Here is a 26,124-nt window from a genome sequence, read left to right as displayed (position 1 = left end):
GGGACAATGGCCCCCACAGACACACCCACCCACACCCCGCGTTACGCGCAGCCTTCGACGTAGTCGATCTGCGGCGGCAGGCCGACGCGCCAGCTGGTGACCACGCCGTCGGCGCCGGTCTCGAAGACCAGCTTCGCCCCGCCCTGCCCGTCCACGCTCAGGTACTTGCCGCCTTCGACGTACTTGTGCGGCATCGACTGCAGCTTGTCGCCGTACAGCGCGCGCAGCGCGGCCTCGTCCATGCCGACCTTGCCGCCGCCGGGCGCGACTTCCTTGGAGCTGGTCACGTCGTAACGGACGAAGTGATCGCCCTCGATCATGAAGGCCACGTCGGCCTTGTCGGTGGCCCACTTGGGCGTGAGCTGATAGCAGGCGCCGCCCTCGGAGGGCGTGCTGCTGTTGAGCTCGCCGCCCCAGGCCTGACGCGCGGCGTCGGCGGTGCTGCCCAGCTTCAGATCGCCATAGCCCTGCCAGGTGGCCGGCACGTTGGCCTGCGGGTCCGCTTCGCCGGTCGCGGGCGGCGGCGAGGCCTGCGCCGGCGTGGAGGCGGCCGGCTCGGAGGCGGCCGGCGTGCTGGGCTGCGGCGTGTCGGCCGGCTTGCACGCGGCCAGGGTGAGGGCCAGCGCGGCAGTCAGGGGCAGCAGGGATTTCATGCAGGCGGGCTCCTCGAAGGCGGATATCGGTCCGCCCCAGCCTAGCGGGCGCCGGTGAATCTCACGCAAACCCGGACCGCGCCCGCACTTGCGCACATGCACGCCACCGGTGTCACCGCCGCTTCATGGACGCCACGCAGGCTGCGCGCGCCTCCCTCCGAGCCGCCTTCGCATGCGCCCGCGCAAGACCGACCAGGCCCACGCCGCCCTGCAGACCCATCGCGCGGGCCTGGACATGCGCCAGCGGCGCGTACTGATCCTGGCCGATGGCCAGCGCAGCCTGGAGGCGCTGACCGCGATGCTGGGCGCCGACACGCCGCTGCACGTGGCCGCGCTGATCCGCGCCGGCTACCTGGGCCTGGCCGAAGAAGCCGACCCGCAACCGCGGCCTGCACACGCGCCAGCGGCGCCCACTACGCCCGCGCCCATCGCCACGCCCGCGCCTGCGGCGCACCGACGCTCGATGGTGGCCGCGCGTCTGTACCTGCTCGGCATGCTCGAACTGCAGCGCCATCCCGACGCCCTGCGCCTGCACGCCCAGCTGCAGCGCGCGGCCGACGATCACCTGGCCGTCCAAACCATGCGCGAGGCGCTGCAGCTGCTGCCGGCCCTGACCTCCACCGGCTACGTGCAGCGCATCGCCGACCGCCTGCGCGAGGTGCTGCCCGAGGACCACCTGCACGCGCTGGAGACGCCGACGCCCGCCGTCCCGACAGCCCTCAACCCGGCGGCTGGAAGTTGCGCTTCAGGCCCGCCCAGCACTGCTGGTAGTCACGCTGGCGGTGCGCGGCCTCCATCGCCTGACGCGTGGGCCGCAGCACCGCCCGCGTCTCGAACATGAAGGCCATCGTGTCGGTGATCACGTCCGGCTTGGACAGGTCCGCATGCGAGGCCTTCTCGAACGTGGCCGCATCCGGCCCGTGTCCGGTCATGCCGTTGTGCAGCGAGGCCCCGCCCGGCGCGAAGCCTTCGGCCTTGGCGTCGTAGGCGCCGTGCACCAGGCCCATGAACTCGCTGGCCACGTTGCGGTGGAACCACGGCGGGCGGAAGGTGTCCTGCGCCACCAGCCAGCGCGGCGGGAAGATCACGAAATCCAGATTGGCCGTGCCCGGCGTGTCGCTGGGCGAGGTCAGCACGGTGAAGATCGACGGATCGGGATGATCGAAGCTGATCGAGCCGATCGCATTGAAGCGACGCAGGTCGTAGCGGTACGGCGCCCCGTTGCCGTGCCAGGCGACCACGTCCAGCGGGCTGTGGCCGATGGGCGCGCGCCACAGATGGCCCTGGAACTTGGCGATCAGCTCGAAGTCGCCCTCGATGTCCTCGTAGGCGGCCACCGGCGTCTCGAAATCGCGCGGATTGGCCAGGCCGTTGGACCCGATCGGCCCCAGCTCGGGCAGGTGCAGCGGCGCACCGAAGTTCTCGCACACATAGCCGCGCGCCTGGCCGTCGGGCAGCGTCACCGCGAAGCGCACGCCGCGCGGGATCACCGCGACCTGCTGCGGCTCCAGCTCGATCACGCCGAACTCGGTGGCCAGCCGCAGCCGGCCCAGCTGCGGCACGATCAGCAGCTCGGCATCGGCATCGTAGAACCAGCGCCCCGCCATATCGCGGTTGGCCGCGTACAGATGGATGCCCACGCCGTGCTGCGCCTCGGCCGCGCCGTTGCCGGCCATGGTCAGCAGGCCTTCGACGAAGTCGGTCGGCGCCTCGGGCAACGGCAGCGGCGACCAGCGCAGCTGGTCCGGGCTGACCGGCCCCTGGCCGAAGCCGTTGTGGAAGTCCGGCGCCTGCTCGAACAACGTGAAGCCGCCATGCATCGCCGCCGGCCGGATCCGGTACAGCCAGCTGCGCCGGTTCTGTCCGCGCGGCGCGGTGAACGCCGTGCCCGACAGCTGCTCGGCATACAGCCCGAAGGCCACCTGCTGCGGCGAATTGCGCCCCACCGGCAGCGCCCCGGCGATCGCCTCGCTGGCGAACGCGTTGCCGAAGCCGGTCATGTATTGCGTCGAATTCATGGACCCACCCACCTGTCTACGTCTCGCGGCTCACTAAAGCCCCTCTCCCCCCGGGAGAGGGGTTGGGGTGAGGGTGCGTCCGGAGGCGAAATGCCAGATCGCCTCGACCACCGCCTCAACCTCCAACAACACCTCGTTGTCCCAGAACCGCAGCACGCGCCACCCCTGCGATTCAAGAAACGCCGTGCGTGCCGCATCGCGACCTTGCGAATGCTGGCCGCCATCCAGCTCGACGATCATCCTGCGCTCGATACAGCAGAAGTCCGCGATATAAGGCGGAATCGGATGCTGCCGCCGGAAGTTCAGTCCTTCCAGCTGACCACCGCTCAGCTGCTTCCAGAGCAGCCGCTCGGCATCGGTCATCTCGCGACGTAAGACGCGCGCGTAGCGCAGCGTCCGCGTCGGCAGCGGTGGCTCGATGCGTCCTGGCATGGGCAGACGTCCTGTCTGGAAGCTTGCTGGAAGCATAGCGTCGTTCGCCATCTGGACTTCGCCGGACCCTCACCCCAGCCCCTCTCCAACAGGGAGAGCAGCGCAAGACACGCCTTACAGCACGCCGCGCCGCATCTGGTCGCGCTCGATGCTTTCGAACAGCGCCTTGAAGTTGCCTTCGCCGAAGCCGTCGTTGCCCTTGCGCTGGATGATCTCGAAGAAGATCGGGCCGATCGCGTTCTGGGTGAAGATCTGCAGCAGCTTGCGCTTGCCGGTTTCCGGATCGGCGTCGATCAGGATCTTGTTGCGCGCCAGGCGCTCGACGTCCTCGCCGTGGTCCGGAATACGCTGGTCGATCACCTCGAAATAAGTCTCCGGCGTGTCCAGGAAGTCCACGCCCGCCGCGCGCATCTGCTCGACCGTGGCGTAGATGTCGTCGGTGAAGCAGGCGATGTGCTGGATGCCCTCGCCCTTGTAGGCGTCCAGGTATTCGTTGATCTGCGACTTGGGATCGGACGATTCGTTGAGCGGGATGCGCACCATGCCGTCCGGGGCGGTCATCGCCTTGGACAACAGGCCGGTCTTGGCGCCCTTGATGTCGAAGTAGCGGATCTCGCGGAAGTTGAACAGCCGCTCGTAGTAATCCGCCCACTGCGCCATGTTGCCCGGATAGAGGTTATGGGTCAGATGGTCGATGAAGGTCAGGCCGAAGCCCTTGGGCATGCGCTCGGCGTCCGGCAGCCACTCATAGTCTGGGTCGTGGATGGTGCCGGTGCTGTCGTAGCGGTCGACGATGTAGAGCATGCAGCCGCCGATGCCCTTGATCACCGGCGCGGCCACGGCCTTGGTCAGCTCGCGCGGGCCGATCTGCTCGGCGCCGTTCTTCAGCGCCTGCACGCGGGCCCATTCGGCCAGCTTGTTGACCCGGATGGCGAAGCCGCAGGCGCTCGGCCCGTGCTCGGCGGCGAAGTCGGCGGCGAAGGAATCCGGGTCCTCGTTGATCAGGAAGGTGCAGTCGTTCTGCCGATAGGTGCTGATGGCCCGGGTCTTGTGCCGCGCCACCTGGGTGAAGCCGAGCTTGCGGAAGTAGTCGTGCAGCTGGCCGCCCTGGCCGGCGGGGGCGGCGAATTCGACGAATTCGAAGCCGTCGATGCCCATTGGGTTGTCGAACGTGGCAACCTGCGGCTTGGTCTGCGGGGCCTGGATGGAGGGCTGGGCGCTCACGGACATTTCTCCCACCTTGCAAAGGACTTGGCGACAGCATAGTTTCATCTGAAACAAGCTGACAAGCCGCACCGCACCATGAAGCAGCCCGACCCATTGCCACCGGCCCAGCCGCTGACCCTGCAGCTGGAAACCTTCGTCCCCTACCAGCTGAGCGTGCTGTCCAACCGCGTCAGCCAGGCCATTTCCGCCGAGTACTACCGCCGCTTCGGCCTGGTGATGACCGAGTGGCGCACGATGTGCGTGCTCGGCCGCTATCCCGGCCTGTCCGCCGGCGAGGTGGCCGAGCAGACCGCGATGGACAAGGTGGCGGTCAGCCGCGCGGTGGCGCGCCTGCTCGAACGCGGCTTGGTCAGCCGCGACATCCATGGCGACGACCGCCGCCGCTCGGTACTGGCGCTGTCGGAGAAGGGCCGCGACCTGCACGACACCGTGGCCCCGCTGGTGCTCGAGTGCGAACGCCGCCTGCTCTCGGTCCTCGACGAGGCCGAGGTCGCCCAGCTGCACACGCTGATGCAGCGCCTGGCCGGCAGCGGCATGGACAACCTGCTGGCCGGGCTGAAGGACGCCCCGGTCAGCCCGGTGTCCTCGGCCGACCGCAACCCGCCGCTGGGCTGAGCGCGCGGCAACGCCGAGAACAAAACGCCGCGGTCTCCCGCGGCGTTTTTGTTTCAGAGGGCGCCGCGTGCGCCCCTGGGGCCTGATCGCGCGCTCACGGCGCGCAGCGGGTGTAGTCGAAGTCGATGCGCAGGGGTTTCCCATCCTGGCCCGGCCCTGCGATCCAGGCATTCAGGCGCTCGCCCTGGCGCCGATACTCGATCGTGTTGGGAAAATCGTGCGCGGGGTTGCCGAACCGGATCCAGCCCGGGCCGCTGGCCACCAGGGCGAACACCGTCGCCGCCTCGCCATTGGGCTGGACGCGCATCGCCAGGCCTTCGCCCTCGCGCACGATGCGCATGAACTCGAAGGACTGCGTCGTCTCGCCCTTGCCGGTCCGCGACACCCCGATCAGCTCGCCTCCGACAGGCGCCAGCCACGCTTCCTCGATGACCCGCCCAGCCTCGCCCCCGCACCAGCGACCTGACAGCCACGCCAGGTCGGGCGCAGCGGCCTGCGCAGCGCCCGACCACAGTCCCAACCCCACCACCATCATCGTCGCTGCCATCCGCATCTCGCACCCCCGTCCAGAAGATGAGGCGACCTTAGCGACGCTACGGCGGGCAAGGCTTGTAAAAACACGCGCGCGGCGGTTCGATGCCCAGCCATGGACTACGCCGAACACACGCCGCCGCCGGCGCTGCGCCGCTACGTGGACTGTCTGTGGGAGCTGCGCGACGCCACGCCCGACGCGGCCATCCAGACCGTGTACCCGGACGGGCGCTGCGAACTGCTGGCCGAGCTGGGCGTGCCCCTGCGCTTCCACGGGGCCGACGGACAGCTGCGGGCGGACCAGGCGTTCTGCTTCGCCGCGCAGCAACGCGGCCCCATCCGGCTGCAGGCCGCCGGCCAGGTGCATTGCATCGGCGTGCGCCTGACCGCGGCCGCCAGTGGACTGGTCGCCGGCGAACGCCTGCCGACCCTGCGCGAACAGGCCCCGGACCTGTACACGCTGGACGCTGCGTTCGCGCAGCGCTTCGCGCAGGCGACCCGCGCCAGCGTCAGCGCCGGGACGCAACAGCCGCTGTGGGATCTGCTGCAGGTCTACTGCGCCGGCTTCGCGCTGGACCCGCTGGCCGAACAGGCCGCCGCGCTGCTGGACGCCGCAGAGGGCGATCTGCGCATGACCGCACTGGCCGACCGGCTGGGCGTGTCCCTGCGCACGCTGCAGGCGCGCTTCCTCACGGCGGTCGGCCTGACGCCGAAGGAGTACGCGCGGGTGCGGCGCCTGCAGGGGCTGCTACGGACGCTGGACGGCGCGGCCTCGCCCATCGCCGAGGCCGCGGCGCAGCACGGCTACAGCGACCAGGCGCATGCCACCCACGACCTGACCCGATTCACCGGCATGACGCCGGCGCGGCTGGTGCGTGCGTTGCGCGGCGACCGCGATGGCGCCGATGCGATACGGCTGGCGGCCGCCTTCGTGCGTGGGCGCGCGGGCGCCTGAAGCACCCGCCTCCACCCAGACACGCCGCGGCGAGCTGAGCCGCCGCGGCGCCTTGCGGACCGGGGCTTACTTCACCCCGTGCATCAGCTTGTTGACCAGCGGGGCGATCAGGAACAGCGCCACGCCGAAGCAGGTGAGGATCCAGAACCCCATCGTATAGGCGTGCTGCGCCGAGGCCACGGTCATGCCGCCCTCGCCGCTGACCAGCCCGGCGAAGATGCCCGAGAGGTTGTTGCCGATGCCGGTGGACAGGAACCAGCCGCCCATGCCGAAGCCGACCAGGCGCACCGGCGCCAGCTTGGTCACCATCGACAGGCCGATCGGCGACAGGCACAGCTCGCCCACCGACTGCAGCACGTAGACCATGAACAAGGTCCAGAATGGGATCTTGCCGGCGTCGCTGACCAGGGTGGATAGGGCGAACATCAGCAGCAGGAAGGCCGAGCCGTTGAACAGCAGGCCAAGGCCGAACTTGCGCGGGATGGAAGGGTTGAAGCGCCCCATGCGCACCCACAGCCAGGCGATCAGCGGCGCCAGGGTGATGATGGCGATGGAGTTGACCGACTGGAACCACGCGGTCGGGAAGGTCCAGTCGCCGAACTGGCGGTTGACGATCTCATCTGCCAGGAAGGTGAAGCTGCTGCCGGCCTGTTCGAAAAAGCACCAGAACAGCACGTTGAACAGGAAGATGATCAGCATCGCGATCACGCGGTCGCGCTGGACCCGGCCCTCGCGGACGCCCTCGACCAGCAGCAGCACCGACAGCACGATGAACATCACGCCCAGCACCCAGGCCAGCGCGTTGGCGCCCATGGCCAGCAGGAAGTACACCACCGGCACGGCGAGCACGCAGCCCACCGCCACCAGCCAGGTGCGCCCCATGCCTTGCGCGTTGACCGGCGGCGTGCCGATGCCGCCCAGGCCGCGGCGGCCGATGTAGAACCACACCAGCGACACCAGCATGCCCACGCCCGAGGCGATGAACACCATCTTGTAGGACGGCATGGCCTGGGTACCGAAGACCTGCTCGGCCAGGTACTGGGTCAGCACCGGGGCGATCATCGCGCCGATGTTGATGCCCATGTAGAAGATGGTGAAGCCCGAATCGCGGCGCTCGTCCTTCAGCCCATAGAGCTTGCCGACCATGGTCGAGATGTTGGGCTTGAACAGGCCGTTGCCGACGATGATGGTCGACAGGCCCAGCTGGAACACCTGATGGTTGGGCACCGAGATCAGGAACAGGCCCGCGGCCATCACCACCGCGCCGAGCAGGATCGAGCGCTGATAGCCGATCACCCGGTCGGCGATGTAGCCGCCGAAGATCGCCGCCGCGTAGACCAGCGCCAGGTAGGCGCCGTAGGTGCGGCTGGCATCGGCCTGCCCGGACGCATCGCCGCCATAGAACTGCGCCACGATGTACAGGACCAGGGCCCAGCGGATGCCGTAGAAGGCAAAGCGCTCCCAGAACTCGGTCATGAACAGCATCCACAGCGGTCGCGGATGCCCCATCAGATTGTCGAACTTCGGCGGATCGCCATTGGCCGGCGACGCGGGCTCGAGCGTGGACCAGTTGGACTGGGCGGTCATGCGTCAGATTCCCCTCTTGAATCGTGCGTAGACAAAAAAACGCCCCGCGCGGGGGACGGCGCAGGATGGCCGCAGGCGGGTCATTGCGTCAAATGAAACCAATCGCGCCGGATTCAGGCTGACGGGCCTGTCAGCCCCACCACCGTGCGCACCTGGAACAGCTCGGGGAAGAACTCCAGCTCCAGCGCCTGCTTCAGAAACCCCACGCCCGAGGAGCCGCCGGTGCCGCGCTTGAAGCCGATCACGCGCATCACCGTGCGCATGTGGCGGAAGCGCCACAGCTGGAACTGCGTCTCCAGATCGACGAAGTCCTCGGCCAGCGAATACTCGCGCCAGTAGCGGTCGGTATCGGCATAGATGCGCTCGAACATCGGCAGCAGCGCCTCGTCGCGCACGTGCGCGTGGCTGAAGTCGCGCTCCAGGTGCTGGGCCGGCACCGCGTGGCCGAAGCGCGCCAGGTAGCGCAGGAATTCCTCGTACAGGCTCGGCGCCTCCAGCGCGGCGGCCAGCGCGCGCTGGCCGGCCGGGTCGTGCGAGAACACCTTGAGCATCGCCGCGTTCTTGTTGCCCAGCATGAACTCCAGCTGCCGGTACTGCAGCGACTGGAAGCCCGAGGACGGGCCGAGCACATCGCGGAAGCCCATGTATTCCGAAGGCGTCAGCGTCTCCAGCACCGACCACTGCTCGGTCAGCTGGCGCAGCACCTGCTTGGCGCGCGCCAGCACCTTGCGCGTCTGCCAGACCTCGTCGCGCCGCAGGTGGCCGATGGCCGCGCTCAGCTCGTGGATCATCAGCTTCATCCACAGCTCGGAAACCTGGTGCTGGACGATGAACAGCATCTCGTCGTGATGCGGCGGCGCCGACAGCGGCTGCTGCGCGGCCAGCAGCTGGTCCAGGCGCAGATAGCCGCCATAGGTGGTGCGACCGGCCAGGTCGGTGTGGATGCCGTCTTCCAGCGGCCGCTGGTTGTCCTGGATCTGCATGCGTTCGGCCATCCCGAGGGGAGCGGCATGGTAGCGCCCGCGCCGCCCGGCATCGCCGGATGTCGCGGTGTCGCGGCCGATGGCTGTCATGCAATTTACTCAGGCTTCGTTCATAGTCCGGACGCGGGCCGGCGGAACCGGGCCCCATCCCCCGAAGCCTTGCCATGGAGAAGCCGTCGATGACGACGCGTTGGTCGCGCCTGCTGGCGCTTGCGATGTTGGGCCTGGGCGGCGCGCAGTGCGCGCAGGCGCAGGTGGTGATCAGCCAAGTCTATGGCGGCGGCGGCAACAGCGGCGCCACCTACACCAACGACTTCATCGAGCTGCACAACACCGGCACCGCCGCGGTGGACCTGTCCGGCTACAGCGTGCAGTACGCCAGCGCCAGCGGTACCAGCTGGGCGGTCACCGCGCTGAGCGGCAGCCTGCCCGCGGGCGGCTACTACCTGGTGCAGGAGGCCAAGGGCAGCGGCGGCAGCATCGCCCTGCCCACGCCGGATGCCAGCGGCGGCATCGCCATGTCCGGCACCGCCGGCAAGGTCGCCCTGGTGGCCAGCGCCACCGCGCTCAGCGGCGCCTGCCCGAGCGGGGCGGTGGATCTGGTCGGCTTCGGCGGCACGGCCAGCTGTTACGAGGGCAGCGGCCCCACGCCGGCGCCGAGCAACACCCTGGCGGTGCTGCGCGCCGGCGACGGCTGCACCGACGGCAACGACAACGCCACCGATTTCGCCACCGGCGCGCCGACCCCGCGCAACCGCGCCAGCGCCGCCGTGATCTGCGGCGCGGCCGGCACGCCGGTGCTGTCCATCGCCGACGCCTCGGGCGATGAGGGCGCCGGCCCGCTGGTGTTCACCCTGACCCTGAGCCAGCCGGCGCCGTCCGGCGGCATCGCGGTGGACTACGCCACGGCCGACGGCACCGCCACGGCCGGCAGCGACTACGTCGCCAGCAGCGGCCGCGTCACCCTCGCCGCAGGCCAGACCAGCGCCACGGTGTCCATCGCCCTCATCGACGACAGCGTCACCGAGGCCGACGAGACCTTCAGCCTCACCCTGTCCAACCTGTCCGGCGCGGCGCTGCTGGGCACGGCCAAGGCCACCGGCACCATCGTCAACGACGATCTGTCGCTGACCGCCATCCACGACATCCAGGGCGCGGGCATCGAGTCGCCGCGCAAGGGCGCGCTGGTCTACACCACCGGCATCGTCACCGCGGTCAAGAACGTCGGCTTCTGGATCCAGACGCCCGACGCCGAGGTCGACAGCGACCCGGCCACCTCCGAGGGCCTGTACGTCTACACCGGCAGCACGCGCCCGGCCGCGGCCGTGGTCGGCAACCTGGTGCGCGTGTCCGGCACGGTGCAGGAGTACGTGCCCAGCGCCGATCCCTACCAGCGCCCGCTGACCGAACTCAGCGGCGGCGTCACCGCCACGCTGCTGGCCAGCGGCCAGGCGCTGCCGGCGCCGATCGCGCTGGACGCCTCGATGCTTACCGCCGGCGGCGGCCTGGACCAACTGGAGCGCTTCGAAGGCATGCGCGTGACCGTGCCGCAGCTGCGCGTGGTCGGCCCGACCGGCGGCTTCACCAACGAAGTCAACGCCACCGGCACCACCGACGGCCAGTTCTACGCGGTCATCGGCGACACCGCCCGTCCGTTCCGCGAGCCGGGCATCGAGGCGCCCACGCCGGTCTCCGGCGCCATCCCGCAGTGGGACGGCAATCCGGAAATCCTGACCATCGACAGCGACACGCTGGGCGGCGCCAGCACCGCGCTGGACCTGGCCGCCGGCGCGGTGGTCAGCGGCCTGACCGGCCCGCTGGACTACAGCTATCGCCACTACGTGATCGTGCGCGACCCGAGCGTGGCGGTGGACACCGTCGCCGGCCCGGGGCCGACCCCGGCGCGCGCGCCCAACGCCAACGAGTTCACCGTGGCCGGCTACAACATGGAGCGCTTCTTCGACACCACCGCCGACGGCAACGGCGCCCCGACGCTGACGCCCTCGGCCTTTGCCAACCGCCTGTCCAAGGCCTCGGTCGCCATCCGCGACTATCTGCGCCTGCCCGACATCCTGGCGGTGGTGGAGATGGAGAACCTGGCCACGCTGCAGAAGGTGGCCGACAAGGTCAACGCCGACGCGGTGGCGCAGGGCCTGGCCGATCCGCAGTACGTGCCCTACCTGAAGGAAGGCAACGATGTGGGCGGCATCGACGTGGGCTTCCTGGTCAAGACCGCCACGGTCGGCGCCAGCGTGGCGCGCGTGGAGGTCTCCGGCGTGACCCAGTACGGCAAGGACACCACCTGGACCGAGCCCTCCGGCGCCACCAGCCTGCTCAACGACCGCCCGCCGTTGGCGCTGGATGCGGTAGTGCACTGGGCCGATGGCCGCAGCTTCCCGATCACCGTGATCGCCGTGCATCAGCGCTCGCTCAACGGCGCCGACACCCTCGATGCCGCCGGTGAGCGCGTGCGCGCCAAGCGCCAGGCGCAGGCGGTGTTCCTGGCCGACCTGATCCAGGGTCTGCAGACCGACAATCCGGAGCGTCGCATCACCGTGCTGGGCGACTTCAACGCCTTCCAGTTCAACGACGGCTACGTCGATGCGCTGGGCACCATCACCGGGCTGCCCAGCCCCGATGCGCAGACCCTGGTGCCCGGCGACGGCGCCGACCTGGTCAATCCGGACCTGACCAACCTGGGCGAACTGCTCGCCGCCGGCCAGAACTACTCCTACACCTTCGGCGGCAGCGCGCAGACGCTGGACCATGTGCTGGTCAACGACGCGCTGGTGCTGGCGACCACCGCCTTCGGCATGGACCACGCGCGCATCAACGCCGATTTCCCGGAAGTGGCGCGCAACGATGCGACCTCGCCGGCCCGCCTGTCCGACCACGATCCGGTGGTGGCCTACTTCGAACTGGCGCCCAAGGCCGACCTGGCGATCGCCGCCACGGCCGACGCCGCCAGCGTCGTCGCCGGCCAGCCGCTGCACTACACGGTGAACGTGCGCAACAACGGGCCCGAAGGCGCCAACGCCCCGGGCGTGGGCTTCTCCCTGGCCGGCGCGCTGCCGGACATGACGGTCGTCGCGCCGGCCGGCTGGAGCTGCGATGCGGCGCAGGTGGCCGACGGCATGACCTCGGTGGCCTGCAACAGCGCCACGCTGGACAACGCCGCGACGGCCGACTTCAGCGTCAGTGCGACCTCGGTGGCCAGCCAGTCCGGTACCGGCGTCACCCTGGCCGTGGCCGCGACCTCGCAGACCTTCGACCCGGACAGCAGCAACAACCAGGCCGTGGCCCAGGTGCAGGTGACCGCGCCGCCGACCGCCGATGTGTCGGTGTCCGTCGAAGGCTCGGCCAGCATCCGCGCCCCGCAGTTCTACACGCGCTATGTGGTGCATGTGGCCAACGCCGGCCAGCCGGCGGCCAATGCGCAGGTGCTGATCGAAGGCAATACGCTGAACGTGCTGACGCTGATCGATCCGCCGCGCGGCTGGAGCTGCCGGCGCGAGGGCTCGCTGCGCAATACCCAGCTGCGCTGCGTCACGCGCACGCCGCTGGCCGATGGCGCGCAGGCGGCGTTCCCGCTGTGGGTGACCACGGGCACGGCGCGGCGCGGATCCACGGTCCAGCTCGACGCGCGGGTGTCCACCACCTCGACCGAGCGCGACACGTCCAACAACGGCACACGGTTTTCCACCGCGGTCAGGTAAGCGGGACGACACATCCCGGCAAAAACCCACGCGGCCCTTGATGGGCCGCGTTTTTTTGCGTGAAACGGGGTGAACGGGAACCGGTTGCTGCTGCGCTGCATGAAGGAAAAGCCGCACCGGGTCATTACCATGGCGCGGCTATGATGAAGTCCTCATTCCGCAAGACCGACGATGCCATGTCCCTGGCAGCCAGTTTCCAGATCGAATTCCTGCAGTACCTCAACCCCGACGGCACTTCCAACGGGCGCCCCCTGCCCGAACTGGCCAAGGACACCGGCCGGCTGGTCGAGCTGTTCAAGCAGATGCTGTTCGTGCGCGTGTTCGACACCAAGTCCATCGCGCTGCAGCGCACCGGCAAGCTGGGCACCTATGCCTCGTGCCTGGGCCACGAGGCCACGCACGTGGGCATCGGCGCGTCCATGCGCCCGCAGGACGTGTTCGCGCCCAGCTATCGCGAGTACGGCGCGCAGTTCATGCGCGGGGTGAAGCCGCGCGAGGTGCTGCTGTACTGGGGCGGCGACGAGCGCGGCAACGATTTCGAAGTCCCGCGCCAGGACTTCTCCTGGTCGGTGCCGATCTCCACCCAATGCCTGCACGCGGCCGGCGCGGCGCTGGCGTTCAAGCTGCGCGGCGAAGACCGCGTGGCGGTGAGCACCTGCGGTGACGGCGGTTCGTCCAAAACCGATTTCTACGCCGCGCTCAATTCGGCCGGCGCCTACCAGCTGCCGCTGGTGCTGGGCGTGGTCAACAACGGCTGGGCCATCTCGGTCCCGCGCTCGGCGCAGACCGGTGCGCAAACCCTGGCGCAGAAGGGCCTGGCCGGCGGCCTGTTCTGCCTCCAGGTGGACGGCAACGACCTGATCGCCGTGCTCGATGCGATGGACCAGGCCATGCAGCGCGCGCGCAGCGGCCAGGGCGGCACGGTGCTGGAGTTCGTCACCTATCGCCTGTCCGACCACACCACCGCCGACGATGCGCGTCGCTACCGCGACGAGGCCGAGGTCAAGGCCGCCTGGGAACGCGACCCGATCCCGCGCATGCGCGCCTGGCTGACCGCGCAGGGCTTGTGGGACGAGGAACAGGAAAGCGCCTGGAAGGCCGAGTGTGGGCAGCGCGTGGACGAAGAGGTCAACGCGTATCTGGCCACCCCGGTGCAGCCGGTGGAGGCGATGTTCGATTACCTCTACGCCGACCCGCCGCCGGAACTGTTGAAGCAGCGCGCCGACGCCATCGCCCGGGAGCAGCGCCATGGATGAGCACAAGCCGATGCCCGCGCACGAAGCGACCAGCGAGACCCACGCGATGCCGACCGTCGAGACCCCGGCGGCCACGCCGATCACCCTGATCGAAGCCATCACCCAAGCCCTGGCCTGGGAAATCACCCACGATCCCACCGTGGTGGTGTTGGGCGAGGACGTGGGCGTCAACGGCGGCGTGTTCCGCGCCACCGCCGGGCTGCAGAAGCGCTTCGGCGCCCAGCGCATCCTGGACACGCCGCTGGACGAGACCACCATCGCCGGCCTGAGCGTGGGCATGGCTGCGCAGGGTCTCAAGCCGGTGGCCGAGGCGCAGTTCGACGGCTTCGTCTACCCGATGGTCGACCACTTGGTCTGCCACGCCGCCCGCCTGCGCTACCGCACCCGCGGGCGCCTGCACTGCCCGATGGTGCTGCGCGTACCGTGGGGCGGTGGCATCCGCGCGCCCGAGCACCACTCCGAGGCCAACGAATCCATCTTCACCAACGTGCCCGGCCTGCGCGTGGTCATGCCGTCCTCGCCGCAGCGCGCCTATGGCCTGCTGCTGGCGGCGATCCGCGACCCGGATCCGGTGATCTACATGGAGCCCAAGCGCATCTACCGCCAGTACAAGGAGCGCGTGCCCGACGACGGCGAGGCGCTGCCGCTGGACGTGTGCTTCGTGCTGCGCGACGGCTCGGATGTGACGCTGGTGAGCTGGGGCGCGCAGGTCAAGGAAGCGCTGGAGGCGGCCGACCAGCTCGCCGCCGAGGGCATCAGCGCCGAGGTGATCGACGTGGCCACGCTGACCCCGCTGGACTTCGACACCATCGCCGAGTCGGTGGCCAAGACCGGGCGCTGCGTGATCGTGCATGAGGCGCCGCGCACGGCGGGCTTTGGCGCGGAGATCGCCGCGCGCCTGGCCGAGGAATGCATGTACGACCTGCTGGCCCCGGTCGAACGCGTCACCGGGCCGGACACGCACATGCCGCTGTTCCGCCTGGAGATGAAGTACATGCCCAGCGCCCAGCGCGTGGTCGAGGCGGCCAAGCGCACGCTGGCACGCGGCTGACATGCGGCGCGCGCGCGTGCTGACCCGCCACCGCGCGCCCGACCGCGTGCCGGTGCGCGTGGCCCGGGGCGAGCGCGCGGTGCTGGGCGAGCACGACCACGAGTGGCCCGACTTCGTCTGGGCCACCCTGGCCCAGGGCCTGGGCGGCTGGATGCCGGCCGATGTGTTCCGCATCGACGAGGCCGGCGCCACCGCCCAGCAGGACTACGACACGCGCGAACTCGACGCCGACCCGGGCGATGTGATCACGCTGGAACGCCAACACGCCGGCTGGTGGTGGGCGCACGATGCACAGGGACGCAGCGGCTGGATCCCGGACCGCGCCATCGAATTGATTCAAGAGAGTTGACCATGACCGAGAGCAAGACCTTCCACCTCCCCGACCTGGGCGAGGGCCTGCCCGATGCGACCATTGTGGAATGGTTCGTCAAGGAGGGCGACGTGGTGCGCCTGGACGAACCGCTGGTGTCGATGGAGACGGCCAAGGCCGTGGTCGAGGTGCCCTCGCCGGTGTCGGGCAAGGTGCTCAGGCTGGCCGGCGCCGCCGGCGAGGTGGTGGTGACCGGCGCGATGCTGGCCCAGTTCGAACCCGATCCCAACCTGCCCCAGCGCGCCGAAGGCCAGGACACCGGCCATCACCACGGCCCGCCCAAGCCCGCCGCGCCTGCCGCGGCCGCCAGGCCCGCGCCGGTCCCCACGCCGACGCCCGCGGTGGAGAGCTTCGACCATGAGCGCGACGATGCCGGCACGGTGGTCGGCGCGATGCAGTCCTCCGACGCGGTCCAGGCCGAGGCCGCGATCGCCGTGGGCGGCGTCAAGGCGATGCCGGCGGTACGCGCGATGGCGCGCAAGCTGGGCGTGGACCTGGCACGCGTGCGCGCCACCGGCGCCGAGGGCGTGGTCACCATGGCCGACGTCAAGCAGGCCGCCGCCGATGCTTCGCTGCTGCTCCCCGCGCCCACCGGGAGCGCGGCCGGGGGTGCGAGTGCAGCCGCCAGAGCGAGCACCGCACGTCCCGAACCCGCACCCCAGGGAGAGCGGGGCTCGGACCGCGCGCGCACCGCGCTGTCGGCCAGCGGCAAGCCGATGCGCACCTCGCCCCCGGGCAGCGGCGCCAGCGGCCAGCCCGAGCCGCTCAAGGGCGTGCGTCGCAACATGGCGCGGGTCATGGCCGACGCGCACGCCAAGGTCGTGGCGACCACGCTCAACGACGACGCCGACATCCAGGCCTGGGCGCCGGGCCAGGACGTCACCGCGCGTCTGGTGCGCGGCCTCGTCGCCGCCTGCCGCGCGGTGCCGGCGATGAACGCCTGGTTCGACGGCGAGGCGCTGACCCGGACCCTGCACCCGCACGTGGACGTGGGCATCGCGGTGGACACCGACGACGGCCTGTTCGTGCCCGCCCTGCGCAATGCCGACATCCTGGACGCGCGCGGCGTGCGCGAAGGCGTCAACCGCCTGCGCACCCAGGTGCAGGAGCGCTCGATCCCGGCCAGCGAACTGACCGGCTACACCATCTCGCTGTCCAACTTCGGCATGTTCGCCGGTCGCTACGCCACCCCGATCGTGGTGCCGCCGTGCGTGGCCATCGTCGCGGCCGGGCGCGCCCGCTTCCAGATGACGCCGGTGATGGGCGGCTTCGAATCGCACAAGGTCATCCCGCTGTCGGTGACCTTCGACCACCGCGCCTGCACCGGTGGCGAAGCCGCCCGCTTCCTGCGCGCGCTGATCGACGACCTGGCGCTGGCGGACTGAGCCGCGGCGCCAGGCGACATCGCCCAGGCCGCGACGGGCGTCCTGGCCTGGGCGCGCATGGACCTCAGCGGATGGACGATGGCGGCATGGCGCCTCAGAATGCCGCCACCGACCACGTGTAATGACGCCGGATGTCATCAGGCCCGTCCTGCTCCATCCGCCCCTCAGGACGCCCCATCGTGAACATGAAGCTCAAGCTGGAATTCCCTCCGACGCCGGAATTCGCCGAACGGCACGCCGCCAACATCGTCGCTGCCACCAAGGACGTGGACGGGACCGTCCTGGATTACAGCCTGGACTCCTTGCACCACGTCGACCGCATCCTGCAGCAGATGCACGACGACGGCCTGCCCGCCGACCGCATTCCCTCCACGCTGTTCCGCTTCGGCTGCTACATCGGCGAAGTCGCCCTACGCGAGCATCCTGCCGCCTGGGTCGATCCGGCGCGCTTCGTGCCCGAATCCTCGCTGTCGTTCTTCCCCTTCATCGTGCTGCGCTTCCCGAACCAGGCCATCTGGGCGCCGATCAACCTGGCTTTCCAGAAAGTGGAGTTGGGCGAGCAGAAGAGCGTGCATTTCTCGTGCGTGGCGCAGCTGGACTCGGTGCTCAGACCGGCGTGAGCTGATCACGAAACGTGCAGGCGCAGGCGGGATAGGCCTGCTGCGACGCTGGCGAACGCTGAGAGGGACCCATCGCGCGCGGATGCGATCGCCCACAGAGATTCGGCCGCAAGTCCGTGGCCTTCGCCCTGTCGCCCCCGTACAACAGTGCGCGCTGGCGGCCTTGGCCCCGGTTGGGGGACGGGACGTTGCACGCGCGCGTCTGGCCCGGTCAGACTCGCCCCCTGCCTCTCACGGGAGATCCCATGCAACTTCGCGCACTCCTGCTCATCGCCTGCGGCGCCCTGGCCTGCGGCGGCGCCGCGGCCCAGTCCCAGGCCGACACTTCGCTGGCCGCGCTCTACCAGGCCGACCAGGCCGAACGCGGCCAAGTGCGGGCCCTGACCGATCCAGTCGCGCTGAAATCCGCCGCCAAGGCGATGGCCGAGCACGACGCACAGCGCCGCGAACAGGTGCGCGCGATGATCCGGGCCGGCGCGCTGCACAGCGCCGACGATTACCGCATGGCGGCCACCATCTTCCAGCACGGCCTGACCGGCGAGGACTACGCCCTGGCGCACGCGCTGGCGATGCTGGGCAACACTCTGGCGCCGGACGATGCGCAGCTGCGCTGGCTGGCCGCGGCCACGACCGATCGCTGGCTGCTCTCGCGGCAGCCCGAGCAGTGGTACGGCACCCAGCCCGTCTGCGATGCGCGCGCCACGCCACCCACCTGCACGCTGGCGGTGCGCGAGGGCGCGGTCAGCGACCAGGAGCGCGCGGCCGCCGGCATCGCCCCGCTGGCCCAGCTGCGGGCGGAAAACGCCGCACGCGAACAGGCGCTGCGCAAGCGCCTGCCCTGATCGCCCTCGCGCCGCGCGCGCGGAGGAAAGCGCGCTGCTCGAACGTGTCCGCACCCAAAGCGATCAGCAGAGCCGCTTCGAGCCTGCTGCGCCTTCGACTCGAAAGACTTGGCAAGACCGTCGTTCCCGCGAAAGCGGGAACCCATGGACGTCAGCGCTTGGCTTCAAATCTCCTGAGTTCCCGCTCTCACGGGAACCACAGCAGGGGCGTAACGATTGGCCCCAGGCGCGAAACGTCCAGGCGGCGTGTGCCACAGCGCTCGACGCGCCTCGCCGCAACCAGCGCTCGCCGTCAGGCGACCTCAGTCGCCGTCGTACAGATCCTCGCCCGCATCCGCGGCAGCCGCACCATCGCGCCCGCGCGGCCGCGCATTGCGGTTGCCCGGCTTGCGCAGCAGTTCGACATAGAACTGCACGGCGCCGGCCGCGACATGCTGGTCGATGGCGCGGATGAGTTCGGTCAGCGGCAGCGGCTGCGCGCCCGCCTCGTCCTGGCCGAAGCGCGCATCGAAGTCCCAGATGTCCGCGCCGGCCGGCAAGGGCTTGCGACGCTCGCGCTTGAGGTACTTGCGGATGTCGTGCTTGGCCGCCTCCAGCAGGCGCTCGGGATGCCGGCCTTCGATATCCAGGTGGTAGGTCTTGCGCATGGCGTGGTCCACGGGAGGGCCGGGCATTGTGAGGCCACCACGGGCCATTGCGCGAATGCCGCGCTCATCGCCACCGCCCCGGCGCTCACCGGCACAGGCGCATCATGGGCGTTTTCAAACAGGAGCACGAGGCGATGAACACTTCCAGCCTGCAGGGTCTGCGCGTGCTGGTGGCCGGCGGCAGCCGCGGCATCGGCCTGGCCATCGCGCAGGGCTGCGCCGCGGCCGGCGCCCAGCTGTCGATCTGCGCGCGCGGCCAGGCGCCGCTGCAGGCCGCGGTGGCCGATCTTTCCCGGCATGGCCTGACCGTGCACGCCCTGCCTTGCGACCTGTCCGATCCCGCGCAGATCGCGGCCTGGATCGAGGCCGCGGCCGGCGCGCTTGGCGGCATCGACGTGCTGATCAACAACGCCTCCGGCTACGGTCACGGCAGCGACGACGCCAGCTGGCAGGCCGGCTTCGACGTCGACCTGATGTCCGCCGTGCGCAGCACGCGCCTGGCCCTGCCGCATCTGCGCCGCAGCGCCTCCCCGAGCATCCTCAACATCTCCTCGATCAACGGCCAGGTGCCCACGCCGCGCGCGGCTGCCTACTCCACCGCCAAGGCGGCGCTGAACTACTACACGCTGACCCTGGCCACCGAACTGGCGCGCGAGAAGATCCGCGTCAACGCCATCGCGCCAGGCTCCATCGAGTTCCCCGGCGGCCTGTGGGAGCAGCGCCGCACCCGGGAGCCGGCGCTGTACACGCGCATCCGCGAGCGCATCCCGTTCGGCGAGTTCGGTGCGGTGGAGGACATCGCCAACGCCGCCGTCTTCCTGGCCTCGCCTGCGGCGCGCTGGATTACCGGCCAGATCCTGGCCGTCGACGGCGGCCAGTCGCTGGGCGCTTAGATACGCGTACTTATCCTTCGATCGCGCGGACGACCGCGATCAGCAACAGTCCCGCGCCTGTGATCGATAACAGTCGCGAGGCCAAAGGCATGCGCGGCACCAGGCCCTGTGCGAAGGCTTCATGAATCTGCCCCAGGCGCATGTTCAACAGCCCCCGCCGTCGATCTAGTGGGCGCTCGATCCAGAGCGACGCAGCGAAGCACGCCAGCGCAGCAGGCTGCAGCGCGCTGGTGGTCCGTACGCCCAATATGCCCAGCACCATCAATGTCCCGACCACCGCGATGGCCATCCAGAAGGCCGCCACATCGGAACCGCGCGCCAGACTCCATCGCGCGCGCCAACCTGTCATCTGCCTGCCCTTGGTCATCCTTGAGTTCCCTTGATGCGACAAGGCTCGATCCTGCCCACATGAAGTCGCCGCCAGGTGTCACTGCCGCCACGGCTTGCAACACTCACCGCCGCTCCCGATCCAACCAGCAGGCCAGCCCCTGCGCATTGAGCTCGATGTCCATCGCCAGCGCGCGTTCGATCTGCGCATCCTCGAGCGGCACCTGCGCCGCGCGGGCACGCTGCAGGTACAGCGTCGCCAGAGCCTCGAGCAGCTTCGCGTGGCGGTCGGGCTTGCCATCGGCGTCGCGTCCCAGGGCCTCCATCGCATTGATCTGCTCGTACAGATCCTGCGCCAGCTTCTCGACCTCGGCGTAGCTGGAGCCGACGCGGTCGTAGTGGGTCAGATACATGCCTTGCGGCTCGTAGGCGAGCATCCGCGCGATCGACTGCTTGAGCGCTTCGGGCTCGAACTGCACCGGCGAACTGGTCGGCAGGATGAAGGGCCCCTGCGGTCCGTCCAGCTCGCGATAGGACAGGCCGAAGGTGTCGCCGGTAAACCAGCACGCACTGCGCGCGTCCCAGACGCAGTAGTGATGCCGGGCGTGACCGGGTGTATCCAGGCACAGCAGCGGGCGGCCGTTGTGGTCGACCACATGGCCGTCCTCGGCCACCACCACACGCGACTCCGGCACCGGCTGCACCTGGCCGTAGCTGCGCTCGATCTCCTCGGCGCCGTACACCGCGGTGGCGCCGGCGATGATGCGCGAGGGATCGATCAGATGCGGCGCCGCGCGCGGATGCGCGACGACCCGGGCGTTGGGCAGATGCTGCAGCAGCAGGCCAGCACCGCCGGCGTGGTCCAGATGGATGTGCGTGACCAGCAGCCAGTCGATGTCGGCCGGCGTCAGCCCGGCCCGCGCGATCGCCTGCAGCAGCAGCGGCACCGAATGGTTGGTGCCGCAATCGACGAACGCGCCGCGCCCGTGTTCGACGATGAGATAGCATGCGTCGAAGTGGTCGCGCTGGAAGGCGGTGTCGACCGTGTGGATGCCGTGCTGGCTCATGGCGTGCGCGCCGAATCGGAAAGATGCGGCGATTCTAGGCAGCGCCCCGTGCATGCACGATGCGGCCTTGGTCGCAAGGTCCCAGCGCGCGCGCTAGGCCTGCGCCGCGGCCTCGCGCAGCGCGGCCAGCGCGGCCAGCACTTCGTCGGCGGGAACGCGCAGCTCGACATCGGCCGCCGGCAGCGCGTCGGCGGAGCTCGCCTCCTTCATCGCCGCCACGCGCAGCCCCGCATCGCGCGGCGCGTCGAAGCCACGGCTCTGCACCAGCACCTGGCCCTGCGCATCGGAGAGCTTGAAGTAGAACTTGCCGTCGGCCTCGCGGTACTGCTTGAACACCGGCAAGGCCGCCTTCGGCGCCGTCTGCGCCTGCACCGTGCTCACCGAGGACAGGTCGCGCAGCCCGATCGCATCGCGCAGTTCGCCCAGGAACGGCGTGGCGTACTTGGCCCGCAGCCGCTGCGCGCCGTCGCGCAGGATCTCCTCGATGCGCGCCGGCTTGGCGATCAGCGTCTCGTAGCGCTCGCGCAGCGGCGCCACCTCGCGCTCGACGCGCTCGAACAGGCGCTGCTTGGCATCGCCCCAGCCGATGCCTTCGGCATAGGCCTGGGCGAAGTCGGCCGTTTCCTCGGCCGAGGCGAAGGCCTGGTAGAGCTGGAACAGCGGCGAGCCCTCGGTGTCCTTGGCCTCGCCCGGCGCGCGCGAGTCGGTGAGGATGGAGAAGATCAGCTTCTTCAGCTCGGCCGGCGGCGCGAACAGCGGGATCGTGTTGCCATAGCTCTTGCTCATCTTGCGGCCATCCAGGCCGGGCAAGGTGGCCACGTGGTTGTCGATCAGCGCCTCGGGCAGGGTGAAGTACTCGCGGCCATAGACGTGGTTGAAGCGCTGGCCGAAATCGCGCGCCATCTCGATGTGCTGGATCTGGTCGCGTCCCACCGGCACCTGGTGCGCGTTGAACAGCAGGATGTCGGCGGCCATCAGCACCGGATACATGAACAGGCCCGCGGTCACGCCCGCATCCGGGTCCTCGCCATCGGCCACGTTCTTGTCCACCGCCGCCTTGTAGGCATGGGCGCGGTTGAGGATGCCCTTGCCGGCCACGCAGGTCAGGAGCCAGGTCAGCTCGGAGATCTCGGGGATGTCGCTCTGCCGGTAGAACCACACCTTGTCCGGCTCCAGCCCGGCGGCCAGCCAGGTCGCGGCGATCTCCAGCGTCGAGCGCTGCGTGCGCGCCGGGTCCTGCGCCTTGATCAGGCTGTGCAGGTCGGCCAGGAAGTAGAAGCTCTCCGTGTCGGCGGCGCGGCTGGCGGCGATGGCCGGGCGGACCGCGCCCACGTAGTTGCCCAGGTGGGGCGTGCCGGAAGTGGTGATGCCGGTCAGGACGCGGGTGCTCATGCGAAGGCGATGCGGTGGCAAGCGGGCCGTCCAGTTTACCCGCCCGCGGCGACTGCCCGGCCCAAGCGGCGGCCTGCCCGTCGCACGTGCCAACACGGCCGCAAACGACAACGGGCCCGCGAGGGGCCCGTTGCCTGATCAAGCTGCGCCTGAGAAAGATCAGTGGCGCTCGTCAAGCGAACGCTCGAAGGCGTTCACTTCCTTCTGTGCGCGGTCGCGGTCCCAGCCGTAGCGCTCCTGCAGCTTGCCGGCCAGGTACTCGGCGTTGCCCTCGGCCACGTCGAACACGTCGTCGGTCAGGTCGCCCCACTTGGCCTGGGCCTTGCCTTTGAGCTGCTTCCAGTTGCCGGCGATGATGTCCTTGTTCATGCGTTCACCTCATGGTTTCAACACGGCGGATCGATGCCGTGCGGGCAGCCTGCCCGGCGGCGTGTTGCGCGCGCATGAGCCGCGCGTGGAGGGGTCGTTAGCGCACCGCGCCTGTCGCACCTGTCACCGGCGCGCACGAACAAAGAAGCCGGCTTGCGCCGGCTTCCTTGTTGAATCGTTTGAACGCTGCAGCGGGATTACTTGGTCCCGGTGCCGCCGGTCTTGTCGGCGGAATCTTCCATCTTGCTGCCGACCTTCTGGACGTCCTTGCCGGCGCCCTTGACGGTGTTGCAGGCAGCCAGCGAACCGGCGAAGAAAACGGACAGCACCAGCAGGCAGATCGTGCGCTTCATTGGGAATTCTCCGAAGTTGGTTTCCCGGCTTTCCCCTTTGGAAAACCTTGATGTGAAGGCTGCCGAGCGCCTCGTCGAAACTGCGTGAACACGCTGAACAGCGGTCAGCTTCGGTTGCACAAGGCGCCCGTTCGGCCTTGCGGGAGATGGTGCCGCTTGTCCGAATCGAACGGACGACCTACCGCTTACAAGGCGGTTGCTCTACCTGCTGAGCTAAAGCGGCGATGATGCGTCGCGGCGCATTCTAGCCGCTGGCGCGTGCGCAGTCCTGCGCCACGGCGCGCGCGGCCCCGGCCTGGCCCTGCAGCGCGGTCGCCGGCGCGCTGGCGCGCACGTCGAGCCACCACTGCACCGGGCCCTCGGGACCCACCGCCTCCATGCGCGCATCGAAGCCGGCCGCCTCCAGGTCGCGCTGGCGGCGCTGGGCGGCCTCGCGCGTGCTGTAGCGGCCCAGCGCCACGCCCGAGGACGGCCCGTTGGAGATCACCATCAGGTCGTCGAAGCCGGCGGCCGTGATCCGCCGGGCCATGTCCTCGGCCGCGGCGCGATCGGCGAACGGCGCCATCACCGAGTAGGCGCGGGCCGGCTGGTTCTGGCTGCGCAGCCTGGCCGACGCGGGCGCCGGCTTGAGCCGGCCCTGGGCGGCGCGCGCCTCGGCCTCGCTGTCGAACGGACCCAGCGCCGTGCAGGCCAGCGGCGCCGGCTTGGGCGGCGGTTCCGGCGCAAGCGCAGGCGCGGGCGCGGCGACGGGCTTGGGCGGCGCGACCGGCTTGGCCTGCGGCGCCGGCGTCGCGGGCACGGCCGTGCTCGGCTTGGCCTCGACCAGCTGCGGCGACGGCGGCGCCTCGACCGCCGGGCGGCCGGCCGTGGCGCGACGCGCCTGGGCCAGCTGCTGCGGGGTGGGCGTCTCCAGCAAGGGCAGGCCATCGACCTGCGCGGTCGGCACCGGCGCCGGCGACGACGGCGCCATCAGCCACCACGCGGCGACGCCGAGGTTGAGGACGACCAGCAACAGGATCAGGGCACGAATGAGCATGGCGCGGGATTCTATCGGTCCGGCACGGCGCAGACCCCGGCCCACACGGCCAGGCCTTCCAGCACCAGGCTGTCGATGCGCTGCGCCTGCGGCAGCAGCGCCGCCAACGGGGCGCTGCCGCCGCCATGCAGCAGCAGCGACGGCGTCTGGCCCAGGCGCTGGGCCCCCTGCGCCAGGCTGCGTTCGATCAGGGCCACGGCCGCACCGTCGCAACCGGAGGTCAGGGCGTCGACCGTCTCGCCGGCGAATTCGTCGAACACCCCGCCCTCGGCCGGCAGCTGCGCGGCGGCCCGGTGCAGGGCCTGCCGCATCAGCTGCGGCGACGGCGCGATGCGCCCGCCCAGGTGCGCCCCGTCGGCGGCGACCAGATCGATCGTCACCGCAGTGCCCACGCCGGCCACCAGCCACGGCCCGGCGCCGCGCGCCCGCGCGCCGAGCATGGCCAGGAAGCGATCCACGCCCAGCCGCGCCGGTTCGGCATAGGCCACGCGCAGACCGGCCAGCTGCGCCTGGGTGCGTGCCAGCGAGACAAGCCGAAAGCGTTCCTGCAGGACCTCCAGCACGCCGGCGGTCAGGGCCGGCGCCGCGACGCTGGCCAGACAGGCCGACGCGCCATACGCAGGCAGCTGCGCGCGCAGCTGGTCCAGCAGGGCGCCGCGTCCGTGATCCAGCGCGACCACCGCGCCGATCCGGCCGTCGGCCTGCAGCGGCGCGGCCTTGAGCCGGGTGTTGCCCAGATCGAGCAACCAGCGCTGCGGCATCGCCTCCCGACTCATGCCGGACGCACGCTGACTTCGCCGGCGTGGAAGACGCGCAGGCCCTGCGCGGTCGCCACGCGCAGCGCGCCGTCCTCGGCGATGCCCTCGGCGGTGCCAACCACATCGCCCTCGTCCAGCTTCACCGTCACCGCGCGTCCGCGCAGCGCATCCAGCGCGGCATAGCGCGGCAGGAACGGCGCCAGCCCCTCGCTGTCGAACAGCGCCAGCGCCGGCAGCAGCTGCGCCAGCACCGCCACCACCACCGCCTGGCGCGCAGGCGGCGTCGGCAGCGCACCGGCCAGGTCGATCCAGGGCTGGTCGATCGCCTCGCCCTGCGCCTGCGGCATGCGTACGTTGAGCCCGATGCCGACCACCGCGCGGACCGGGCCGCCGGCCTCGCCACCGCCCTCGACCAGCAGGCCGCCGAGCTTGCGCCCGTCGACCACCAGATCGTTGGGCCACTTCAGGCCCACCTGGGCCAGGCCCAGGGCGCGCAGCGCCTCGGCCACCGCCACGCCGGCCACCAGGCTCAGCCCGCCCAGCCGGGCCAGGCCGCCGCCATAGCGCCGGGCCACCGACAGATAGATGTGCGCGGCCAGGGGCGAGGCCCAGCTGCGTCCGCGGCGGCCGCGACCGCCGGTCTGGCGCTCGGCCAGCAGCACGGCGCAGCCGTGGTCCGGGCTGGTGCGGCGCAGGAGCTCGCTGTTGGTGGAATCCAGGCTCCAGGCCACCTCCAGCTGCGCGATCAGGGCGAGCGCCTGGGCCGGCAGCGCCGCTCGCAGGGCATCGGCGTCCAGCAGTTCCAGCGGGCCCTGCAGCGCGTAGCCCTGACCGGCGCTGCCGGCGATGGCGATGCCGGCCTCGCGCAGGGCCTGGACCCGCTTCCAGATGGCGGTCCGGGTCAGCCCGGTCTCCTGCGCCAGCAGGTCGCCGGACACCGGCCCCTGCATCAGGCGCGACAGGAGCTGGCGCTCGCGCTCGGCGGACGCGGGAGACTGAACAGGGAGGGCGGTCATCAGGCCGCCATTATGGGGAGGGCCG

Annotated in this window: 26 protein-coding genes and 1 tRNA gene; 10 read left to right on the top strand and 17 right to left on the bottom strand. The window is 70.3% G+C overall.

The window, feature by feature from the left end:
* Positions 1–41: 41 nt before the first annotated feature.
* The 4 genes from WFQ05_RS14710 to hppD form a co-directional block, all read right to left on the bottom strand.
* The gene (locus WFQ05_RS14710; RefSeq protein ID WP_337054360.1) at positions 42–653 is read right to left on the bottom strand and encodes a lectin; all 612 of its coding nucleotides are present in this window, start codon (positions 651–653) and stop codon (positions 42–44) included.
* Between the two features lie 719 nt (positions 654–1,372).
* The gene (hmgA, locus tag WFQ05_RS14705) at positions 1,373–2,671 is read right to left on the bottom strand and encodes a homogentisate 1,2-dioxygenase (RefSeq protein ID WP_337054359.1); all 1,299 of its coding nucleotides are present in this window, start codon (positions 2,669–2,671) and stop codon (positions 1,373–1,375) included.
* Between the two features lie 33 nt (positions 2,672–2,704).
* Positions 2,705–3,103 carry a DUF559 domain-containing protein gene (locus WFQ05_RS14700; RefSeq protein WP_337054358.1) on the bottom strand — a complete coding sequence of 133 codons (399 nt, stop codon included), beginning with the start codon at positions 3,101–3,103 and terminating at the stop codon, positions 2,705–2,707.
* Between the two features lie 114 nt (positions 3,104–3,217).
* Complete coding sequence (gene hppD, locus WFQ05_RS14695; RefSeq protein WP_337054467.1) at positions 3,218–4,327, bottom strand: 4-hydroxyphenylpyruvate dioxygenase; 1,110 nt, start codon at positions 4,325–4,327, stop codon at positions 3,218–3,220.
* Between the two features lie 78 nt (positions 4,328–4,405).
* On the opposite strand from hppD, the gene WFQ05_RS14690 reads away from it, so the two are divergent.
* Positions 4,406–4,945 (top strand): MarR family winged helix-turn-helix transcriptional regulator, encoded by a 540-nt coding sequence (locus WFQ05_RS14690; RefSeq protein ID WP_130516372.1) that lies wholly within the window; start codon positions 4,406–4,408, stop codon positions 4,943–4,945.
* A gap of 94 nt (positions 4,946–5,039) precedes the next feature.
* On the opposite strand, the gene WFQ05_RS14685 is transcribed toward WFQ05_RS14690, so the two are convergent.
* The gene (locus tag WFQ05_RS14685) at positions 5,040–5,492 is read right to left on the bottom strand and encodes a DUF6265 family protein (RefSeq protein ID WP_337054357.1); all 453 of its coding nucleotides are present in this window, start codon (positions 5,490–5,492) and stop codon (positions 5,040–5,042) included.
* A gap of 99 nt (positions 5,493–5,591) precedes the next feature.
* Here WFQ05_RS14685 and WFQ05_RS14680 point away from each other — a divergent pair, with 99 nt between their 5' ends.
* Positions 5,592–6,431, top strand: a complete 840-nt coding sequence (locus WFQ05_RS14680; protein WP_337054356.1) for a helix-turn-helix domain-containing protein — start codon at positions 5,592–5,594, stop codon at positions 6,429–6,431.
* Between the two features lie 66 nt (positions 6,432–6,497).
* Here WFQ05_RS14680 and WFQ05_RS14675 read toward each other — a convergent pair whose 3' ends face one another.
* Both WFQ05_RS14675 and WFQ05_RS14670 read right to left on the bottom strand, forming a co-directional pair.
* Positions 6,498–8,018 carry an oligopeptide:H+ symporter gene (locus WFQ05_RS14675; RefSeq protein ID WP_337054355.1) on the bottom strand — a complete coding sequence of 507 codons (1,521 nt, stop codon included), beginning with the start codon at positions 8,016–8,018 and terminating at the stop codon, positions 6,498–6,500.
* Between the two features lie 113 nt (positions 8,019–8,131).
* Positions 8,132–9,001, bottom strand: coding sequence for a tryptophan 2,3-dioxygenase family protein (locus tag WFQ05_RS14670; protein WP_130517588.1), 870 nt, complete (start codon positions 8,999–9,001; stop codon positions 8,132–8,134).
* A gap of 179 nt (positions 9,002–9,180) precedes the next feature.
* Here WFQ05_RS14670 and WFQ05_RS14665 point away from each other — a divergent pair, with 179 nt between their 5' ends.
* The 7 genes from WFQ05_RS14665 to WFQ05_RS14635 all read left to right on the top strand — a co-directional run bounded on the left by WFQ05_RS14665 (position 9,181) and on the right by WFQ05_RS14635 (position 18,241).
* Positions 9,181–12,717 (top strand): Calx-beta domain-containing protein, encoded by a 3,537-nt coding sequence (locus tag WFQ05_RS14665; protein WP_337054354.1) that lies wholly within the window; start codon positions 9,181–9,183, stop codon positions 12,715–12,717.
* A gap of 176 nt (positions 12,718–12,893) precedes the next feature.
* Positions 12,894–13,973, top strand: coding sequence for a pyruvate dehydrogenase (acetyl-transferring) E1 component subunit alpha (pdhA, locus tag WFQ05_RS14660; protein ID WP_130525127.1), 1,080 nt, complete (start codon positions 12,894–12,896; stop codon positions 13,971–13,973).
* A 46-nt stretch (positions 13,974–14,019) separates the two neighbouring features.
* Positions 14,020–15,024, top strand: coding sequence for an alpha-ketoacid dehydrogenase subunit beta (locus WFQ05_RS14655; protein ID WP_130517586.1), 1,005 nt, complete (start codon positions 14,020–14,022; stop codon positions 15,022–15,024).
* A 1-nt stretch (position 15,025) separates the two neighbouring features.
* On the top strand, positions 15,026–15,373 hold the full coding sequence (locus tag WFQ05_RS14650) for an SH3 domain-containing protein (protein ID WP_130525060.1): 348 nt from the start codon (positions 15,026–15,028) through the stop codon (positions 15,371–15,373).
* A 2-nt stretch (positions 15,374–15,375) separates the two neighbouring features.
* Positions 15,376–16,779: a dihydrolipoamide acetyltransferase family protein gene (locus tag WFQ05_RS14645; RefSeq protein ID WP_337054353.1), complete on the top strand. Its 1,404-nt coding sequence runs from the start codon at positions 15,376–15,378 to the stop codon at positions 16,777–16,779.
* 179 nt (positions 16,780–16,958) lie between these two features.
* Complete coding sequence (locus tag WFQ05_RS14640) at positions 16,959–17,399, top strand: hypothetical protein (protein ID WP_337054352.1); 441 nt, start codon at positions 16,959–16,961, stop codon at positions 17,397–17,399.
* Positions 17,400–17,644: 245 nt separating this feature from the next.
* Positions 17,645–18,241 carry a hypothetical protein gene (locus tag WFQ05_RS14635; protein ID WP_337054350.1) on the top strand — a complete coding sequence of 199 codons (597 nt, stop codon included), beginning with the start codon at positions 17,645–17,647 and terminating at the stop codon, positions 18,239–18,241.
* A gap of 302 nt (positions 18,242–18,543) precedes the next feature.
* Here WFQ05_RS14635 and WFQ05_RS14630 read toward each other — a convergent pair whose 3' ends face one another.
* Positions 18,544–18,888: a DUF6172 family protein gene (locus WFQ05_RS14630; protein WP_130517582.1), complete on the bottom strand. Its 345-nt coding sequence runs from the start codon at positions 18,886–18,888 to the stop codon at positions 18,544–18,546.
* Between the two features lie 134 nt (positions 18,889–19,022).
* Here WFQ05_RS14630 and WFQ05_RS14625 point away from each other — a divergent pair, with 134 nt between their 5' ends.
* Positions 19,023–19,781 (top strand): SDR family oxidoreductase, encoded by a 759-nt coding sequence (locus tag WFQ05_RS14625; protein ID WP_337054349.1) that lies wholly within the window; start codon positions 19,023–19,025, stop codon positions 19,779–19,781.
* Between the two features lie 10 nt (positions 19,782–19,791).
* On the opposite strand, the gene WFQ05_RS14620 is transcribed toward WFQ05_RS14625, so the two are convergent.
* The 9 genes from WFQ05_RS14620 to birA form a co-directional block, all read right to left on the bottom strand.
* A complete protein-coding gene (locus WFQ05_RS14620; RefSeq protein ID WP_337054348.1) occupies positions 19,792–20,148 on the bottom strand; it encodes a hypothetical protein in 357 nt (118 codons plus the stop codon).
* A gap of 85 nt (positions 20,149–20,233) precedes the next feature.
* Entirely contained in the window at positions 20,234–21,175 is a 942-nt protein-coding gene (locus WFQ05_RS14615; protein ID WP_130535758.1) for an MBL fold metallo-hydrolase, read from the bottom strand.
* A gap of 93 nt (positions 21,176–21,268) precedes the next feature.
* On the bottom strand, positions 21,269–22,567 hold the full coding sequence (locus tag WFQ05_RS14610) for a tryptophan--tRNA ligase (RefSeq protein WP_337054347.1): 1,299 nt from the start codon (positions 22,565–22,567) through the stop codon (positions 21,269–21,271).
* Between the two features lie 159 nt (positions 22,568–22,726).
* Positions 22,727–22,936 (bottom strand): CsbD family protein, encoded by a 210-nt coding sequence (locus WFQ05_RS14605; RefSeq protein WP_130516345.1) that lies wholly within the window; start codon positions 22,934–22,936, stop codon positions 22,727–22,729.
* Positions 22,937–23,133: 197 nt separating this feature from the next.
* Entirely contained in the window at positions 23,134–23,289 is a 156-nt protein-coding gene (locus tag WFQ05_RS14600) for an entericidin A/B family lipoprotein (protein WP_130516342.1), read from the bottom strand.
* A 147-nt stretch (positions 23,290–23,436) separates the two neighbouring features.
* Positions 23,437–23,512, bottom strand: a tRNA-Thr gene (locus WFQ05_RS14595).
* 21 nt (positions 23,513–23,533) lie between these two features.
* Positions 23,534–24,325 (bottom strand): SPOR domain-containing protein, encoded by a 792-nt coding sequence (locus WFQ05_RS14590; protein WP_337054346.1) that lies wholly within the window; start codon positions 24,323–24,325, stop codon positions 23,534–23,536.
* Between the two features lie 11 nt (positions 24,326–24,336).
* On the bottom strand, positions 24,337–25,101 hold the full coding sequence (locus tag WFQ05_RS14585; protein ID WP_337054344.1) for a type III pantothenate kinase: 765 nt from the start codon (positions 25,099–25,101) through the stop codon (positions 24,337–24,339).
* On the bottom strand, positions 25,098–26,099 hold the full coding sequence (gene birA / locus WFQ05_RS14580) for a bifunctional biotin--[acetyl-CoA-carboxylase] ligase/biotin operon repressor BirA (RefSeq protein WP_337054343.1): 1,002 nt from the start codon (positions 26,097–26,099) through the stop codon (positions 25,098–25,100). The genes WFQ05_RS14585 and birA overlap by 4 nt, the downstream gene beginning before the upstream one ends.
* Between the last annotated feature and the right edge of the window lie 25 nt (positions 26,100–26,124).

It is taken from the genome of Pseudoxanthomonas sp. USHLN014 (genome assembly GCF_037153335.1).
GTDB classification, from domain to species: Bacteria; Pseudomonadota; Gammaproteobacteria; order Xanthomonadales; family Xanthomonadaceae; genus Pseudoxanthomonas_A; species Pseudoxanthomonas_A winnipegensis.
This window is presented reverse-complemented; position numbering and strand designations above follow the sequence as displayed.